This window comes from Cupriavidus sp. 05L411, from assembly GCF_056398045.1.
Genome location: NZ_JBFTOQ010000082.1, coordinates 1 through 16,538, shown reverse-complemented (window position 1 = coordinate 16,538; position 16,538 = coordinate 1). Strand labels below are relative to the sequence as shown.

The 16,538-nt window shown below is 58.5% G+C and carries 15 protein-coding genes; 5 read left to right on the top strand and 10 right to left on the bottom strand.

Going from position 1 to position 16,538, the window contains the following annotated elements:
* Positions 1-969: 969 nt before the first annotated feature.
* Positions 970-1,224: a hypothetical protein gene (locus AC1DQR_RS38895; RefSeq protein ID WP_416046965.1), complete on the top strand. Its 255-nt coding sequence runs from the start codon at positions 970-972 to the stop codon at positions 1,222-1,224.
* Between the two features lie 13 nt (positions 1,225-1,237).
* On the opposite strand, the gene AC1DQR_RS38890 is transcribed toward AC1DQR_RS38895, so the two are convergent.
* Positions 1,238-2,035 carry a Crp/Fnr family transcriptional regulator gene (locus AC1DQR_RS38890; RefSeq protein ID WP_477135001.1) on the bottom strand — a complete coding sequence of 266 codons (798 nt, stop codon included), beginning with the start codon at positions 2,033-2,035 and terminating at the stop codon, positions 1,238-1,240.
* A gap of 345 nt (positions 2,036-2,380) precedes the next feature.
* Here AC1DQR_RS38890 and AC1DQR_RS38885 point away from each other — a divergent pair, with 345 nt between their 5' ends.
* A complete protein-coding gene (locus tag AC1DQR_RS38885) occupies positions 2,381-3,031 on the top strand; it encodes a TetR/AcrR family transcriptional regulator (protein ID WP_416046963.1) in 651 nt (216 codons plus the stop codon).
* A 224-nt stretch (positions 3,032-3,255) separates the two neighbouring features.
* On the opposite strand, the gene AC1DQR_RS38880 is transcribed toward AC1DQR_RS38885, so the two are convergent.
* The 6 genes from AC1DQR_RS38880 to AC1DQR_RS38855 form a co-directional block, all read right to left on the bottom strand.
* Positions 3,256-4,953, bottom strand: a complete 1,698-nt coding sequence (locus tag AC1DQR_RS38880; protein ID WP_477135000.1) for a tannase/feruloyl esterase family alpha/beta hydrolase — start codon at positions 4,951-4,953, stop codon at positions 3,256-3,258.
* A gap of 330 nt (positions 4,954-5,283) precedes the next feature.
* Positions 5,284-6,057 (bottom strand): enoyl-CoA hydratase, encoded by a 774-nt coding sequence (locus tag AC1DQR_RS38875; protein ID WP_477134999.1) that lies wholly within the window; start codon positions 6,055-6,057, stop codon positions 5,284-5,286.
* A 69-nt stretch (positions 6,058-6,126) separates the two neighbouring features.
* On the bottom strand, positions 6,127-7,323 hold the full coding sequence (locus tag AC1DQR_RS38870) for an acetyl-CoA C-acyltransferase (protein WP_477134998.1): 1,197 nt from the start codon (positions 7,321-7,323) through the stop codon (positions 6,127-6,129).
* A gap of 22 nt (positions 7,324-7,345) precedes the next feature.
* On the bottom strand, positions 7,346-8,104 hold the full coding sequence (locus tag AC1DQR_RS38865; protein WP_477134997.1) for an SDR family NAD(P)-dependent oxidoreductase: 759 nt from the start codon (positions 8,102-8,104) through the stop codon (positions 7,346-7,348).
* Between the two features lie 25 nt (positions 8,105-8,129).
* On the bottom strand, positions 8,130-9,500 hold the full coding sequence (locus AC1DQR_RS38860) for an MFS transporter (protein WP_477134996.1): 1,371 nt from the start codon (positions 9,498-9,500) through the stop codon (positions 8,130-8,132).
* Positions 9,501-9,561: 61 nt separating this feature from the next.
* The gene (locus AC1DQR_RS38855; RefSeq protein WP_477134995.1) at positions 9,562-10,284 is read right to left on the bottom strand and encodes a nitroreductase; all 723 of its coding nucleotides are present in this window, start codon (positions 10,282-10,284) and stop codon (positions 9,562-9,564) included.
* Positions 10,285-10,529: 245 nt separating this feature from the next.
* Here AC1DQR_RS38855 and AC1DQR_RS38850 point away from each other — a divergent pair, with 245 nt between their 5' ends.
* Positions 10,530-12,185, top strand: a complete 1,656-nt coding sequence (locus tag AC1DQR_RS38850; protein ID WP_477134994.1) for an acyl-CoA synthetase — start codon at positions 10,530-10,532, stop codon at positions 12,183-12,185.
* Between the two features lie 259 nt (positions 12,186-12,444).
* Positions 12,445-12,777 carry a hypothetical protein gene (locus AC1DQR_RS38845; RefSeq protein WP_477134993.1) on the top strand — a complete coding sequence of 111 codons (333 nt, stop codon included), beginning with the start codon at positions 12,445-12,447 and terminating at the stop codon, positions 12,775-12,777.
* A 235-nt stretch (positions 12,778-13,012) separates the two neighbouring features.
* Here AC1DQR_RS38845 and AC1DQR_RS38840 read toward each other — a convergent pair whose 3' ends face one another.
* From AC1DQR_RS38840 to AC1DQR_RS38830, 3 genes are read right to left on the bottom strand one after another with little or no spacing between them, the layout of a single operon-like run.
* Entirely contained in the window at positions 13,013-13,858 is an 846-nt protein-coding gene (locus AC1DQR_RS38840) for an MBL fold metallo-hydrolase (RefSeq protein WP_477134992.1), read from the bottom strand.
* A gap of 21 nt (positions 13,859-13,879) precedes the next feature.
* A complete protein-coding gene (locus AC1DQR_RS38835) occupies positions 13,880-14,191 on the bottom strand; it encodes a hypothetical protein (RefSeq protein ID WP_477134991.1) in 312 nt (103 codons plus the stop codon).
* A gap of 7 nt (positions 14,192-14,198) precedes the next feature.
* Entirely contained in the window at positions 14,199-14,744 is a 546-nt protein-coding gene (locus AC1DQR_RS38830) for a sugar ABC transporter (RefSeq protein ID WP_477134990.1), read from the bottom strand.
* Between the two features lie 166 nt (positions 14,745-14,910).
* On the opposite strand from AC1DQR_RS38830, the gene AC1DQR_RS38825 reads away from it, so the two are divergent.
* On the top strand, positions 14,911-15,795 hold the full coding sequence (locus AC1DQR_RS38825) for a LysR substrate-binding domain-containing protein (protein ID WP_477135002.1): 885 nt from the start codon (positions 14,911-14,913) through the stop codon (positions 15,793-15,795).
* Positions 15,796-16,538: the final 743 nt, after the last annotated feature.

Sequence of the window (16,538 nt, the reverse complement as noted above, 5' to 3'; positions counted from 1 at the left end):
CCACCCTGTAGATACCTTACCGTCTCAGGCCAGCTCGACTRCCTTACGGAAACAGCCAGGAAAAAGACGTAAAAGAATCAAAACCATCCTGCATTAAAGAGGACATTCTGATCTGGCCAAAGAGAGGACATTTGAATTTAGCCTAGACAAATGTCACATTAACGGGGGCGTGCCCGGCGTTAACCAAGCGCTCCACCATGGGTAATGCGTTGACGGCCATTGCCCGGAGGCTTCCTAAATCGAATGCCCTGCTGTAGGAAACCGGAATTCGCTGGACTGACCGTGTGCCGCAGGGGTTCAATGCGCCCGCGTAGGACCGTTGACGGCCAGTTTCCGACACTCGCCGGCGTACGCGCGTGGACACTTGAACGGCCGCTCYGCCTTGGCAACGGACCTTCCAACATCGAGCAGAATGAAACGAACGCGGTTGAGGAGGCTCACTGCATTCGCGGCGATCACGTTGAGCCGCGATGAGAGTTCACTGAGTCTAATGCGTTCCCACCTCGTCAAACTCGGCTCGGATACTACAGTGTAGGAAACCGGAATTAGCCGGACTACGTGCGCTTTTGCTGGACTGGAAATCCGGAATTAGCCGGAACGGCGTGAAATCCCGTGACGCTGAGCCAGAACCTGACGGTCCGGTTCACCGTCGCCTTTTGGTTGACGTAAGCAGTAGATGGGTCAAGAAATCGGGGAGCGGACGTCCCAATACGAGACACCACCATTTCCAGCCTGAGCCATGCGATCCGGGAGTGGTTCGACGTCGCAAGAGCTATAGAAAATCGGCACGGGGCTGCTAACTCTTTCTAGAGTAGGAAACCGAAATAGGCTGGACTACCGTGCACTATGGCTTCTCCGCATTGAGACCGAGCCCGCAGACCGTGGTCTTGCCCTGCCGCTGCCGCCCACCCGACTGGAGCCGCAACCCCTCATGCCTGGGGCGCGTCCTTCATCCGGCCAAGCCCGGCCATGGAGGCGCTTTGGGTGCCCGAGCCGGGATTCTGGCTGCTGCCAGAGCGGTACCCGGAATACGCCTTCCACTCGAAGGAACTCCTCCAGGAGGGGCTGCAGCGACCCGTCGATCCGAATGTGCCCTTTGTGGGCGGGCGTCGACCGATCGTTGTCGGTGGCATGGGCATGCGCTGCGGCCACAAGGACTTTGCGTTGGACGTCTTCCATCGCGCGCGCAAATCCGCCTCGCGCATCAGCGTGCGGACCCGATAACAGTTGCGCCTCTTCAATCCCCGGAGTGCGCGAATCTACGCAACGACGCCAAATCCAGTATCTGAATCGACCCATACTCAGCAACCACTAACCCTGCATCTTCCAGTTCGCGGATGGCCCGATTCGTGTTCTGCCTTGAAAGCCCGCAAAGCCTCCCAATTTCCTCCTGGGAGAAGCCCAACGTCTTGTCCGTGGCTGGATAGAGCTGCTGATTGAAAAGCTCTGCCAAACAGAATGCCACCCGCGCAGATGCTTCATGCAGCCGAAGGTTGTGCACCAGTCCAACGTAGTAGCCACATCGAGCGTTGAGTTGGTCGATCACGTATCTGCTGAACGAGTGGCTCTGCTCAAGGAGCCAAAGGAATGTCGACTTGGGTACGAATGCTAGGCGACTATCCCGGATCGCAACAACAGAATAGGGCCGTGGCTCGTCTTTCAGCACAACACCCTCACCGAACCACGAGCCGGCAGGAACGCCCGCAAATGTGATAACCCGCCCCTCTCTCGAGGCGGTATCGACCTTCACGATCCCTTCCATCACCGCAAGCCAGTGGTCGGCAGGATCCCCTCGATGGCACGCAACAGCACCAGCATCGTAGGATCGGTCAAAGCTATCACGCATAACTCGAGTCTTCTGCTCAGAGGTCAGATTCGAGCACCAGGGCGCCTGCAAAAGAAACGCCTCCAGACTTAGATGGCCAGGCTTGCAAAAACCATCATTGTGATTCTGCAAGGTGGAGTCGACCAAGCTGCTGGATTTCGAGAGGGCGACGGGCGAAACTCGCATCGCTTCCGGTCGCTTGGCTTGCATGCCATTCACGTGGTTCATCATTTGGAGCCAGTATTGCGCAGTTGCATGATCACCTGTTTGCGCTGAGCACCCGTCGCCGACTTGATACCGCTGGCATGTGGCAAGCGCTGTGCAGAAGTCCAGTCTTCCAGGTCCTTGGCAGACCTCCGACCTGGGAAGCTGTCGGGATCAAGTGGGATTCGACGTTCCGTTAAGTGAAATCTGGATTCGCTTTAGACTATGGCCCGAAAGGGATACTGTCAAGGGAAGCACGGCTAGGTGTTTGTACGGAGGGCGCTATAATGGCCACCATAAAGGTGAGCGGTGTACTGCACAATTTCTCGTCGAAAAGCAGGCATAACTGAAATGGAAATTCCACATAGCCCTCCGCGCATTCGGATTCGCCGGCGGGGTGCCGACAAACATCCGTTGATCCTCCAAGCCGCACGAGATTTGGTGGCGGAATCTGGGTTCCGAGAAGCCCAGATGTCGTTGATTGCCGAGGCTGCAGGCATCGCGATCGGCACGTTGTACCGCTACTTTCCGTCCAAGACCGAGTTGTTGGTCGAACTCGTGAAAACGACGGCGCAACGGGAAGTCGACGTCGTAGCTGGCATCGCCATGCGTGATGGGACCGCACTAGAACGTCTTGGTGCGGCCGCATGGACGTTCGCGAGTCGCGCCTTGCGAGGCCGACGCTTGGCCTACGCCCTAGTCGCTGAACCCGTTGAACCAGATGTCGAGGCTACTCGGCTCACCTATCACCGAGCACTGGCCAGAGTATTCAAGACAATCATCGAGCAGGGTATGGCGAATGGAGAGTTCCCCGCACAGGATGCCGCCGCATCGGCAGACTGCATAGTCGGTTGCCTTTTCGAAGGCCTAGTGGCGCCGCTCACCAACAATGCTACAGTCGATGCTGCTCAGACGGACGCCCACGGCTCGGCCATCATTACCTTTTGTCTGCGAGGGGTTTCGGGCTTACAAGCGCCCGCCTTTAGGATTCCGACTGTGTAGTCGCCTCCTCCAGAAATGGACGGTCTCTACCGGCTAGCCGAGGATGACGATCTCAACCCGCGACCGCGCCATCCACGAGGATTTCTGTCGCGCCGACTACATCTACAAGCCTCTTGCGCTTGGCGGATGTGCTGCCGGCCTCGTGTTTTCGGCCGGCAGCACAAGAGGACTGAAGTTGTGAAGTGACTTGATCCGCCTGTGACAATGTTGTCACAGGCAGTGGATCAATTGGAGCAGGTATAGCTGGTTGCGGCGTTCACGTTCCCGCTGACGTACTTTGGCCACTGGGGGTACTCGCACAGAGGCCGCGTGCGCCCCGCAGTGGGCGGGTTCAAGTCGGTAACGACGAGATTCTGCGGAGCCGTGCCTTTCGTGACCCAGTTATCCAAAGCAGTCAGCCCATCATATGCCGCCTCAAACTGCCCGCCCGTGCCATGTGCGGCACCGGGAACCAGATAGAACTTGAGGAATGACGACAACGCATTCTGCCCATAGCTCGCCAGCAATCGGTTGTAGTAGTCAATCGACATTTGAGCCGGAATGAACTGGTCGGATTGCCCGTGCTGAAGGATCACCTTCCCACCTCGGTTCTTGAAGTTGTCGAGGTTGACAGTCGTGGAGTCCATCATTTGACTTACCGTCTGCGTTCTAGCGGTAAGCGGCCCTGGATCCGTGAAGTTGAAGGACATCAAATCGAGCGAGGGATCCCTTGCAATAGCGTATCGCACGAGGCTATTCGGGAAGGCATAGAAGAACGACCATTGTGCAGTTGCATTTGTCCCAGGGTCCAGTACGGCGTCTGCTGGAGAGTCCCCCAACGGTAACAAGAAGCCACTCCAGAAATCGGTGCCTGCGAGGATGTTGTAACCCGGAATGCTGTGAATACCGTTTGCGAAATCAAAATTCGTCTTCAGCGGCGTGGCCATGGTATTGACGGTGCTGATCTGAGCGTCAGACAGGCAAGTGTCGCCCGTGTCGGCGCCCCCTGGGCATCGCACAGTCGCCGGATCGAACGTACAAAGACTCGGATTGCTGATCAGGCCGTCTGTCGCGCCGTCCAGACTGTCACAGGCCAACATCACAGCCTTCTTGAGCATAGCGGCCTTGTTTGCGTTGATGAAGCCGCCTGGGGCAAGTGACGCCTGAGAGATGCGCCCCATTTGGAAGGCCAGCCCCATGATCCCGGACGCGGGAAACGTCGAAATGATGCCATCGTAGTCTGAGGCGTACTTCTGCGCAGCGATAAGCGCCTGGCGACCGCCGCCAGAGCCACCAATGTAGTAGCTATGCGCGAACGTCGCCCCGTAGCGCTGCTTGGTTAAAAACAGAGCGACATCGTGCGTTTTCTTGATGTGGTCGCCGGCATAGTTCGCCAACGCCTCATCGTTCTGAGCGAACCGGCCATCCCCAAAGCTTCCTTCATGCCCGCTATCGCTGCCAAGCGTCACATATCCGCGCGCCAGCGGAGTCAGAACCCCCTTCGGTTCGCCATAGGATGTGAGGCCGGTATTTGTGAAGCCTGTTGTGGCCGGGACAGACCCGTCAAGCCCACCGCCACCGAAGTGAACAGATTTCCCGTTCCAAGTGGACGGCAAATCAACTTCGAACTTGATGTCCGGCGCGGCCGGGTCCACGGGATGAATCCCCCCCAAGACCTTGCAGAACTCGCCATTTGTATTGCCCGACGCCGTCGCAGCAATGAGCGTCGCCGACGCGATTGTGGCGCCAGTCGTTGGCAAACCAATCGCGGAGGCTGGTACGGCTGAACCTTGAAGCGCCGCGCACTGCTGCGCTGGCGTCAACTGGGGCGTGGCATCGGCTACGACAGAGTCGCTGCCTCCTCCACAACCAACGACGAGCAAGGCCGATAGCGTTGCCACAGTGGGTGCAAGCCATTGCGGCCTGACTTTGGTGAACTTCATGACGTTGTCTCCTAGCAGACGCCGGGACTTCTAGTTGTCCACGAGTCGCTTTCGTTCAAGTAAATAGTCCTGCGAGGTACGTCGTCACTGACGAGCATGGCGGCGAAGCACCTCGATGACGACCATACCGATCGGGCCTGCTCAGGATTGTCTTGCGCAAGACGATTGGAAATTTCGAGCCGTATTCAGTCGAAGATATTGGAGTGGCACTGCCATATTCAGGTTGGGCCACTCCTTGATGTACAGAAAACCTTGTTTGAGCGGGCAGTCGTTTTCGTTCTGGAATGCCGCCTGCTCTGTGGTCTCGACACCTTAAGCATTTACCCGCTGTCAGCGGTGCTTGAACGTTGGTTGCCGTTTCGACAGGAAGGCGGACATCCCTTCCTTCTGGTCATCAAGTCCAAACGTGGAATGAAAGGCGCGGCGCTCGAAAATCAGCCCGTCGCTCAAAGATGACTCGTACGCCCGATTGATCGATTCCTTGATCATCATGACTACAGGTAGCGAGTAATTGGCAATCAGCTTGGCAGCTTCCAGCGTTTCGTCGAGTAGTCGATCGCAGGGATAGACCCGCGAGACAATGCCCCAACGCTCAGCCTCGGCCGCATCAACCATGCGCGAGGTCAGACACAGGTCCATTGCCTTGGCTTTGCCGACAAGCCGTGGCAGGCGTTGCGTTCCGCCAGCACCAGGCATCGTTCCAATCTTGATTTCGGGCTGTCCGAACCTTGCCGTATCCGTGGCAAAGATCAGATCGCACATCATCGCCAGTTCGCATCCGCCACCCAACACGTAACCCGACACCGCGGCCAAAACTGGTTTTCTCGCCTCCCGAACCTTCTCCCAATTTCTCGAGATGAAGTTGCCTTGGTAGACGTTCTGGAAATCGAAATCCTTCATGTGCGCAACATCCGCACCCGCTGCAAACGCGCGCTCATTGCCGGTCAGGACGATGCGTCCGATGTTGTCGTCCCGCTCGTACGCATCAACAGCAGCACCAATTCCGTCCATGACATCGTCATTGAGCGCATTCAGCGCTTCCGGGCGGTTGATCTGAATGAAACCGACCCGGTCGATCGCCTTTCGCAAAACCACTTCACTCACATTTGGCTCCGGCCAACAACTTCACGACGCCACCTGCCTCGCGTCGAATGCGAGGCAGGTGGCCTTTCCTTACATCAGCTCGACCGCCACCGCCGTTGCCTCACCGCCACCGATGCAAAGGCTTGCCACGCCGCGCTTCTTTTCCGCCTTCCTGAGGGCGCCAAGAAGCGTCACAAGGATCCGTGCGCCAGACGCACCAATGGGATGCCCAAGAGCACACGCTCCGCCATGAACGTTGACGGTCTCAGGGTCCAAGCGCAGGTCATGAATCGCCGCCATCGTGACTACAGCGAACGCCTCGTTGATTTCCCAAAAATCGACATCTGCGGTCGACCAGCCGGTCTGCCCAAGCAACTTCTGGATGGCCCCCACCGGAGCAGTGGTGAAGTCCGCGGGTGCTTGCGCATGCGTCGCGTGGCCAACGATTCGGGCGAGCGGCTGTACACCCAGCTTCCTGGCAGTCGATTCCCGCGCCAGCACCAACGCAGCAGCGCCGTCCGAAATCGAGCTTGAGTTCGCCGGCGTCACCGTCCCCCCTTTTTTGAAGGCCGGCTTCAACGAGCGGATCTTCTCAAGGTTGACCTTTGGCGGCTGCTCATCGCTCCGCAGCGTGACCTCCCATGTCCGACCTTGGACCGTGATCGGCGTCGTTTCCCACACGAAATCACCGCGTTCGATCGCCGCCTTCGCACGCTGGGTCGAGAGAATGGCCCATTCGTCCTGGGCTTCGCGCGAGAAGCCATAGCGCTCGGCACAGTCCTCGGCGAACGTACCCATCAGCCGGCCGCGTGTGTCGTCTCGATAGTGGTCTTCCAATCCATCGAAGAACATGTGGTCCAGCAACTGCCCGTGGCCGAGCCGATACCCTTTGCGCGCCTTGGGAAGCAGATAGGGGGCGTTAGTCATCGACTCCATCCCCCCAGCAACCATCACGTCGTTGGTTCCAGCGGCGATCGAATCATGCGCCAGCATCACGGCTTTCATGCCGGATCCGCACACCTTGCTGATCGTCGTACACGTCACCGATTCAGCAAGGCCGGCGTTCAGGCAGGCCTGCCGCGCAGGAGCCTGACCAACGCCGGCCGGGAGAACGCAACCCATCAGCAGTTCCTGGATCGCGCTAGCGTCGATACGCGCGCGCTCAACAGCTGTGCGAATAGCGAACCCGCCCAGTTCCGGGGCTGTCAGGCTTGCGAGATCCCCTTGGAAGCCACCGATCGGCGTGCGTGCGGCGGACAGAATGACGACTGGATCGTTTGTACTCATGTTCGGTCTCCGTTCTGGTGATCTACTTTGCCGCCATCCGAATGGCGCCATCGAGCCGGATGACCTCGCCATTCAAGTAGCCATTGCCAAGCACGTGCTCGACCAGGCCGGCGAACTCCGTCGCCTTGCCCAAGCGCGGGGGAAACGGAACAGACCGACCCAGCGCCTCTTGCACATCCGCTGGCATCTTGAGGAGCATCGGGGTTTCCATGATCCCTGGAGCAATCGTCACGACCCGAATGCCGAACCTGGCCAGTTCCCGCGCGAGCGGCAAGGTCATCGCAACCACACCACCCTTCGAGGCGGCGTAGGCGGCCTGCCCAATCTGGCCATCGAACGCAGCAACCGACGCAGTGTTGACGATCACACCGCGCTCACCATCGTCATCGGGCGGCTCCTGTTGCATGATCTCGGCAGCCAGCCGAACCATATTGAACGTGCCGCCCAGGTTGATGTTGAGGGTGCGCAAGAAGGAGCTCATCGCGTGTGGCCCTTGCTTGCCCACTACCTTCTCCGCGGGCGCGATACCGGCGCAGTTCACCAGGCCACGCAATGTTCCCAACGCGGTTGCTGCTTTGAATACGTCTTTTGCTCCGTCTTCGCTCGTCACGTCGGCACAGACAGACGCGCAGCGGAGTTCCTCAGCCATCGCTTCGGCGGCCTCCAGATCGAGGTCGACGATCACCACCTTGCCCCCTTGCTCAGAGAGCAATCGGGCAGTTGCGGCTCCCAGCCCAGAGCCGCCGCCAGTTACGACGAATACGTTGTTACTGATCTGCATCGGATGATTTCCTGAGGGTGATGGGTCAACTGCTTGCCGACGAAGGGATGTCGGCGTGTGGGGGAAGCGGTTCCACGCCATATGTGCTGGCTGCACTGCGGCGATGGTCGATCATCATGACCGCGAGGGTGCCCAGTACGCCGGCCAGGCCGATCGCCAGGAAGTTCTGCTCCATCGGCAGGTGCATCGCCACCAGCATGCCGATCAGCACGGGTGCCGCGATCGCTCCGAGGCGGCCGATACCGGAGGCAAAGCCCACGCCGGTGGAGCGAATCGAAGCGGGGTAGAACTCACCGGCGTATGCGTACGCCAGGAGCTGTGTCCCAAGGGTGGACGCACCGACGACGAACACGACAAGGAAGAGCAGCTCAGTCGATTTCGTGTAACCCATCAACGCCAGCGACGCTGCACCGGTCGCATAGAAGGCCACCAGCACATGTTTGATGTTGTACTTGTCGCCCAGCCAACCGCCACCCACAGCACCGACCACGGCACCAATGTTGAAAACCAACACAAAGGTAAGTGCGGACCCAAGGCTATAGCCCGACATGGCCATCAACTTTGTGAGCCACGAACTCAACGAGTACACCATGAACAGCCCCATGAAGAAGGCGACCCAGATCATGACTGTGCTGAATCCACGTCCGTCCTGAAACAGCTTGGCCACCGGGGCTTTGGTCACCATCGCCTCTTGGGGCATGACGAACCGGTCTTGGCTACTGACTTGAACCTCCGGCGCGATCTTCCTGATCAGTTGTACGAGCTTCTCGGCACGGTTTCGCTGCACCAGAAACGCCAGCGAATCAGGCATGGTCAGCAAGACGAAGGGAATGATCAGGATGGGCGTGCCGGCGATGAAGAACACGGACTGCCAGCCATAGGCTTCAATCAGTTGCTTGCCGGTGAGCGCCACAAGGATGCCGCCGATCGAGTACCCAGCGAACACCAGGGTGACGAGACGGGCTCGGATCTTGCGCGGAGCATATTCACCCATCTGAGCAGTCACGATGGGAAGCACGCCGCCGATCCCGAGACCTGCGAAGAACCGGGTAATGCTGAAGCTCAACGGATCGTGCGTCAGTCCGGCTGCGGCTGTGAAGAAACTGAACAGCGCGATGCATACGCAAATCGACACAGGCCGGCCGATCTTGTCGGCCAGCGTGCCGAGGTAAATCGCCCCAAACATCATGCCGAACAGGGCCGAGCTCGCCATGAATCCGGCCTTTGCTGCATCCACCCCCATCTGTTTCATGATGGACGGTAATGCCGCGCCCACAACGGCCAAGTCGTATCCGTCGAGCACGAGAATCAGGACACACCAGAACAGGATCAAGCCATGGAAGCGCGAGAATCTCGCGTTCTGTGTGATCCTTTGAACATCAACTTCGTTACTCATGGTCTCCTCCATTTGAGAATGGATATCGTTGGTGGTGCTATTGGTCCATCTGCGGGTAAAGCTAGGTGGCGTGATAAACCGTAAAGGTCGAAGAAGGCGCCCTTTCAGAGACGAGCGAGTTCTCAATGCGACTCTCGTCGGCGTAGCCCAGGCTCATGCCCACCAGGAACATTTCTTCTGGCGGCAAGCCAAGCTCTTGCTCGATGATCTTGTGGTACTTCATGAAGGCGGCCTGAGGGCAGGTGCTCAGACCGTAGGTACGCGCGACAACCATGATGTTCTGCAGGAACATCCCGTAGTCGAGGAGACTGCCGCGCTGCATCACGCGGTCGATCGTGAAGAACAGCCCAACAGGTGCATCGAAGAACTGGTAGTTCCTGCCGTGCTGCGCGTGCATCCTCTGCTTGTCACCCTTCTCGATGCCAAGAAGGCCATAGAGCTTCCATCCGATGTCACGACGCCTGTCGATATAGGGCGACACCCACTCTTCTGGGTAGTAGTCCCATTCATCGCCATGCGCATCCGCCAACTCGGGATCCTTGTCGACTTTGGCGATTGCGGCGCAGACCCGGTCTCGGGCGTCGCCCATGACCACGTGTACCTTCCAGGGTTGAATGTTCACTCCCGTCGCCGCATAGCGCGACACATCAAGAATTGCCTTGATGGTCTCGTGTGGGACAGGCTTCGGAAGATAGGCGCGAACGCTACGTCGCGTAGCAATTGCCCATTCCACAGCCGAACGGATCGATGAGAGTTCATCCGGTGGCGGCCCAGCTCGTTCCATCTACTACCTCGCTCAACTGTCATGCGGACCTCGCGTCCACTTAGAATTCAGATTAGCGAGCGTTTCTCAGCCCCAATGTCTTGCAGCCGACAATCGTTTCCCTCTTTGAAGGTCGGAACTCGACGCATGGAAATGTCTCAGGGGTGACATTCACCCCGTTGGACCAACGCTAGATTGGGATGTGGCTTGAGGAACGGGAAACCCCTCAGGGCCGTGCATTCATAACCCGACGTGGAGACATCGCTATGACCGGAAACATTTATCAGAGCGGGCTTGGCCGTACCCCTGCAAATCACCTCCCGCTGACACCGCTCCACTTCCTTGATCGGTGTGCCGACCAATATCCCGATCACATCGCGATCATTCACGGCTCGATGCGGCAAACGTGGAAACAAACACGAGAACGCTGCCTGCGCCTGGCGAGCGCGCTCGTCAAGCGGGGCCTCAAGCGTGGAGATACGGTTTCGATTCTCGCGCCCAATACTCCCGCCATGGTCGAGGCACATCACGGCATCCCGTTGTCGGGCGCAGTGCTCAACGCGATCAACTGCCGGCTGGATGCCGAAGGCGTCCGCTTTATCCTGCGCCACGGCGAATGCAAGGTTCTCTTTGTCGACAGGGAGTTCTCTTCGCTCGCTGCAAAAGCGCTCGAACAGATTGAGAACAAGCCACTGGTCATCGACATCGCTGACATCGAAGCACCCACCGGCGATCTGATCGGCGAGATGGAGTACGAAACCTTCCTCGCTGAAGGTGACGCTGACTTTCCGGGCATATGGCCGGAGGAGGAATGGGACGCGATCGCCTTGAACTACACATCCGGCACCACATCGGACCCGAAGGGCGTCGTACCAAGCCATCGGGGCGCCTACCTGATGAGCATGCTCCAACTCACGGATTGGGGCATGCCCCGTCGGCCGGTGTATCTGTGGACGCTTCCCCTGTTCCACGCAAATGGCTGGTGCTTCGCGTGGGCGATCACCGCCGCTGCCGGCACGCACGTCTGCCTGCGAAAGGTGACCGCGGCGAATATCTTTGGCGCCATCAAGCAGCATGACGTGGATCACTTCTGCGCAGCACCGATCGTATTGGCATCGCTCGCCAACTCTTCTGATGCTGAGCGTTGTCGACTGAAGCGTACTGTCCGAGTTAGAACGGCCGGCTCACCGCCGCCTGCAGCAGTGCTGAAGTCAGTGATCGAGATGGGGTTCGAAGTTGAACACGTCTACGGCATTACGGAAGCATCCGGCACCCCGGTGAGCAGCTTCATCAACCCGGCATGGAGCGATAAGCCGATGGATGAGAAAGCGCGCCTCATGGCTCGCCAGGGCAATCGGGCCTCCGGCTTGGAAGACCTTCGTGTTGCTGACCCAGTCACTTGCGAGCCTGTGCCCCGGGATGGCAAAACTCAAGGTGAGCTCTTGCTCCGCGGCAACATCGTGATGAAGGGCTACCTCAAGAATCCCGACGCCACTGCCAGCGCATTCAATGGGGGCTGGTTCCACACAGGCGACGTCGCTGTGATGCATCCGGACGGCTATATCCAGATTACGGACCGCTCGAAGGACGTCATCATCTCTGGTGGTGAGAACATTTCTTCGGTGGAAGTCGAAGACGTTCTCCATCGGCATCCGGCTGTCCTGATCGCTGCTGTAGTCGCTCAACCAGACGCGAAGTGGGGAGAGTCTCCTTGCGCGTTCATTGAGCTGAAGCCCGGCGTCGCTGCCCCAGACCAAGCTGACATCATCCGCTTCTGTCGTGAGCACCTGGCCCACTACAAGTGCCCAGTGAGGGTTATTTACGGTGTACTTCCAAAGACGGGAACGGGCAAGATCCAGAAATTCAGATTGCGGGAACTGGCGGGAAGCCGCGAAGCCATTACGGACCTTTCGAACGTTTAGGCCCTTGGCTGAATCTCCATCCCGAGTCGGCGGCTCGTCGTGGAATCCACCACGCAAAGCGACGCGGGCAGGCCAGCTGTGGCGAGATGGAGCTCCGCAGCCGCATAGGGCAAGCTTGGTCACACGAGTCGGGCATGTGGGGAAACCATATTTCGGACCCATATCCAAACTGAGGGCGGCTATCTTCGCCACCTTGCAGTCGCCGGCAGCCGCCGCCGAGGTCGTCGTGAGGTTCTGTCGCCGTCGAATCGATCGGACGTTGAAAAAGATCAACCTTTCCCGCCCCAAAAGTGTCGGCGAGCTAGTTGCGGAATACAGCGCTCAGACCGCAAGCCTGGATGTCGCAGGCCTCGCCGCGGGAGCAACTCAAAAGATTCAGGACGCATTGGCATGTGGGGACTTGCGTAGCCTACTGACCATCTATGACAACAAGGGGTGGCTTGCCCTTGCAGCTCAACACCTGAAGCAAGCGAGATTGGCTACCTTTGAGGCATGGCTGACAAGGATCCTGAGAGATGAAGCAAGGGCACCTGAATTGGCCACAGCGCTGAAGGCAGTCCTGCCGGCAGTGCAAGCCACCAACGACCGTTAGACTTTGGGAACGGTCGTCCCATCCGCCGGACGCGAATGACGGCAACGGGTCGGGTACGGCCTGCCGCCCCTCGATCACAGCCGTCGCCTGCCGGCCATGAGCCGTCGTTCGAAGGCCTCACCCTTCGGACGTACAAGCGTCGGCTTCACGCCGTAACCCGCCATCCGATTGACAAAGACAAAAGGCTGTTCGTCCGCCGAAGCGGTAGCAGATATAACTACTTCTGCGCGCGGTCTCATGCATCGGTCTCGTATAGAAGACGGTAGCTCGCGCTCACACGCTTAATTCGCGCGAAGCCGAGTTCGCCCAGATGCATGCCAGCGACCAGAATGCGCTCAGCACTGATCAGTTCCAGAAGCCGTGAGCGTGTGACGGCGGCCAGGGACGGATCTTGATCGAACGCAATCGACACGTCCGGACGCTTAATCTGGATGTGAGGAAAATGAACGATATCCCCCCAGACAAGAAGACTCTGGTCACGGGATTCGAAGACGTATCCGGTGTGTCCGTCCGTGTGCCCCGGTAGCGGCATCGCGCTGATGCCGGGAAGCACTTCTCCCTCATCGAAGGTACGGAGCTTGTCGCTATAGCCGTCGAACACCGTGCGCGCGATCTGGAAATTTCCTCGTGCCCGCTCGGTGGCACGCGCCAGATTGCCATCGTCCCGCCAGAACTTGATCTCTCGCCGATGAGCAACAAGCTCCGCACTCGGAAAGACGATATGTCCAGTCGCGTCCACGAGCCCTCCGACATGGTCCGGATGGGCGTGTGTGAGCAGGATCGTGTCGATCTCGGATGGCTCGACGCCAGCCAGCGATAAATTGGCCTTCAGGCGGCCACCCCATTGCTTGATGCCTCCGGCCCCTCCATCGATGAGAATCGTCCGACCCGCTCCGCGTACCAGGTAACAGTTGATATGGACAGCCGCCGGCTCCTTCTGTCCTGCATCACTTTGCATTCTCGACGCCTCGGCCGAGCCGATATTCGAGAGAAAGTCCAGGCTGGCGGTGAGATAGCCGTCGCTGATTGCGGTGATCGTGAAATCCCCGATTCGCTGACTTGGAAATGTAGTGGTGGACATAGCTCTTCTCCAGACGACTTCCTAGTTGCGGGCGTGGATGTTCGACGCGGTATAGCCAAAACAGCGGATACGCACGGCGAGACCAGTGTGTCGGACGATGGCGCTGCCGAGGGCTTCCATGAACAGGTTCATCACCGAAGGCGTTCGAGACGCCGCAAGGCGGTATCGCACTTCCACGAAGATGGGATTGCCGTGCACAAAGATGACGTGAACGTTTCCAAGTGCCGCATCGAGGACACCCGTACAGAGTTCGACGCAGTCGCGGGAGAGCGCGGCGAGTTTTTCCTCAGGTGGCACTGGTCTCGCAGAAATATAGAAAGTGACGTTGGGCATCGCGGACCTATTTCTCCTGTTCGTCCGAAGCGGCGCGGAAGCTTGCGAGTTGCTCCGTCATCGGCGAGTACAGCTGAACGTCTTCGGGCATGCTCTCGACAAGATGAGCGTTTCGCCGAGGCATTCTTGCGAGCCAACGGCGCTCAGGAAACTTTTCCAGCGCGACTGCCTGCATGGTCAACGGTGTAAGGCCCATCTGGATCACAGCCTCGGGGCCGCTTGTGCAAAGCAGGAGAAGTTCGTCGGCATTGATCGCTGGCGCGCGGCCGATGGCGCTATAGAGATTCCGGTGCCAGTCGGTGATGTGTTGCTGCCACCGTGCGAAGTTGCCTCCGCCTTTCTGGCGATATTCCTCTCCCGTCAGTACATCCGGACCGTCAATGGTGTGGATGGCGAGGTAGACCGGGCAACCATCGCTAATCGACTTGAAGCGCTGCGACGTGTGAAAGCCAGTAACCGAGATAAGGGCGGGCAGCTTTTCAAGGCTGTAGAAGTCGTTCCATTCGGCTTCGCCGTTGGGATCGGCGAAGCTGCATTCGACGGTGTAGATCATCAGTTCATCCTTCACGAGGGCTGGGCATGTTGCAGCGAACGAAGGATGTTCATTGCAGTAAGGTAATGCTAATCTGACGTTGTCAGCATGTATAACGATATAAAATCAGGCTTCATTGACGTTTGATCAAGCTGGCGTCGAATGTATTTCAACTGGCAAAATTCCGATGCGACGTAAGATTCCCAGCCATTCCGCGCTCCTGGCTTTTGAAGCCGCGGCTCGACACAGCAGCTTCGCCCGCGCGGCTAAGGAACTGGCGCTGACCGAAGGCGCCATTAGCCGCCAGATCGGTCGGCTGGAGACGTTTCTGGGAGTCGTGCTGTTCGAACGCGTTGGAAACCGGGTGCGGCTTGCATCCAACGGCACGCGCTACGCGGTGCAGGTTCGTGAGATTCTCGATCGACTGGAACGGGACAGCCTGTATCTGATGGGGCAGCCCATCGAGGGCGCGAGCATCGATATTGCCGCAATTCCGACGTTCGCCACCCGTTGGCTTATCCCTCGGCTGAAACGCTTTCAAAATCTGCACCCGAACATTACCGTGCATATCGCCGAGCGCATGGAGCCGTTCATTCTTCCCGGCAGCGGTTTCAATGCGGCGATCCATTTTGAGCACCCGGCATGGGCGGGTATGCATTCGCATCATCTGCTGGAGGAGGTGCTTGTGCCCGTGTGTAGTCCGGCACTCCTAGCCGATGCCGGTGCAAATGCGTCGCTCGATGAACTGCCACGCCTTCACAGGCGGCAAAATCCAGATGCGTGGCAGCTTTATGCACAGGAGGCTGGCATCGCGCTGACCAATTCGGCTGTTGGCGCGCGTTATGACCTTCATTCGATGCTGATAGAGGCCGCGCTGGCTGGCTTGGGAGTTGCACTGGTGCCGCGTCTTTACATCCGGGCAGAGCTGGAACAAGGCCGTCTGGTCGCACCCTGGCCGGACGGCAAAGCGATAACCAAGAACTTCTGCCTCGTACTTCCTGAACCGATCGAAATGAGTGAAATGCCGGTACAGAAATTCGCGAGATGGATTCTTAGCGAGATGGATTCTTAAAGAGGTCCAAGGCTTAGTACCTTGAAGCAGCGCCCGGCACTTATCACAAGTAGCCGGTCCGAGTTGCCAACGTCTGGCAATCTCCTCTTCGAACTGACCGTCGCGAATCAACGAATGGCCGCTATACCTTGGCAGCCGTCGTCGATGTGGCGCCTGGTCGACAGGCGGTAACGGGTCGGTAAGAGCCGGTGGGAACCGGTTTCCCACCGGTCGCTCCCGGCCAATTTGAGACGTCCACGGGCGCCCGACTGGACGGCCGAGTCGGAAGGAGCCGGTCGGCACCTCTCTTGATGAGTTCAGACGTCGGAATCGGATTGGTCACTTGCTCCCCACCACGGATCTGCCTGAGTAGTTTTTACCAGATAGCTACCAGCTATCCTTTGGCACCATAGCCACGCCCCACCCTGTGCCAGACTCGGCCGTCTCCGGCCAGCACCACTGCCCAACAACAACCCGTCAGGAATGCCTCGACCGCGCACAAACTGCACGTCCGTGCCGACATTTGAAAATGGACGGCCCTGCGCCATCTGAGCCAAGCCTAGACATTGCTGCAATGTAAAGGCCAAATCAGAATGTCCTCTGGACAGACCAATAGTAAGCGTCCGGCCATTGCCGTCCTTGACGGCGGTAGGCGAAGCCAGATTGTGATGCAGGAGGGAGTTATGGAGTTGGCGCGTCGAGGGTCGCCAACTCTGCAGCGACGGCCCAGGGCAGCAGTTCTTCGATCCGGTTGATCGGATGAT

Bases quoted from the DNA above. Each gene is read 5' to 3' on its own strand.
- AC1DQR_RS38895 (WP_416046965.1), top strand. From the start codon at position 970: ATGGAGGCGCTTTGGGTGCCCGAGCCGGGATTCTGGCTGCTGCCAGAG.
- AC1DQR_RS38890 (WP_477135001.1), bottom strand. From the start codon at position 2,035: ATGCAAGCCAAGCGACCGGAAGCGATGCGAGTTTCGCCCGTCGCCCTC.
- AC1DQR_RS38885 (WP_416046963.1), top strand. From the start codon at position 2,381: ATGGAAATTCCACATAGCCCTCCGCGCATTCGGATTCGCCGGCGGGGT.
- AC1DQR_RS38880 (WP_477135000.1), bottom strand. From the start codon at position 4,953: ATGAAGTTCACCAAAGTCAGGCCGCAATGGCTTGCACCCACTGTGGCA.
- AC1DQR_RS38870 (WP_477134998.1), bottom strand. From the start codon at position 7,323: ATGAGTACAAACGATCCAGTCGTCATTCTGTCCGCCGCACGCACGCCG.
- AC1DQR_RS38865 (WP_477134997.1), bottom strand. From the start codon at position 8,104: ATGCAGATCAGTAACAACGTATTCGTCGTAACTGGCGGCGGCTCTGGG.
- AC1DQR_RS38860 (WP_477134996.1), bottom strand. From the start codon at position 9,500: ATGAGTAACGAAGTTGATGTTCAAAGGATCACACAGAACGCGAGATTC.
- AC1DQR_RS38855 (WP_477134995.1), bottom strand. From the start codon at position 10,284: ATGGAACGAGCTGGGCCGCCACCGGATGAACTCTCATCGATCCGTTCG.
- AC1DQR_RS38850 (WP_477134994.1), top strand. From the start codon at position 10,530: ATGACCGGAAACATTTATCAGAGCGGGCTTGGCCGTACCCCTGCAAAT.
- AC1DQR_RS38840 (WP_477134992.1), bottom strand. From the start codon at position 13,858: ATGTCCACCACTACATTTCCAAGTCAGCGAATCGGGGATTTCACGATC.
- AC1DQR_RS38835 (WP_477134991.1), bottom strand. From the start codon at position 14,191: ATGCCCAACGTCACTTTCTATATTTCTGCGAGACCAGTGCCACCTGAG.
- AC1DQR_RS38830 (WP_477134990.1), bottom strand. From the start codon at position 14,744: ATGATCTACACCGTCGAATGCAGCTTCGCCGATCCCAACGGCGAAGCC.
- AC1DQR_RS38825 (WP_477135002.1), top strand. From the start codon at position 14,911: ATGCGACGTAAGATTCCCAGCCATTCCGCGCTCCTGGCTTTTGAAGCC.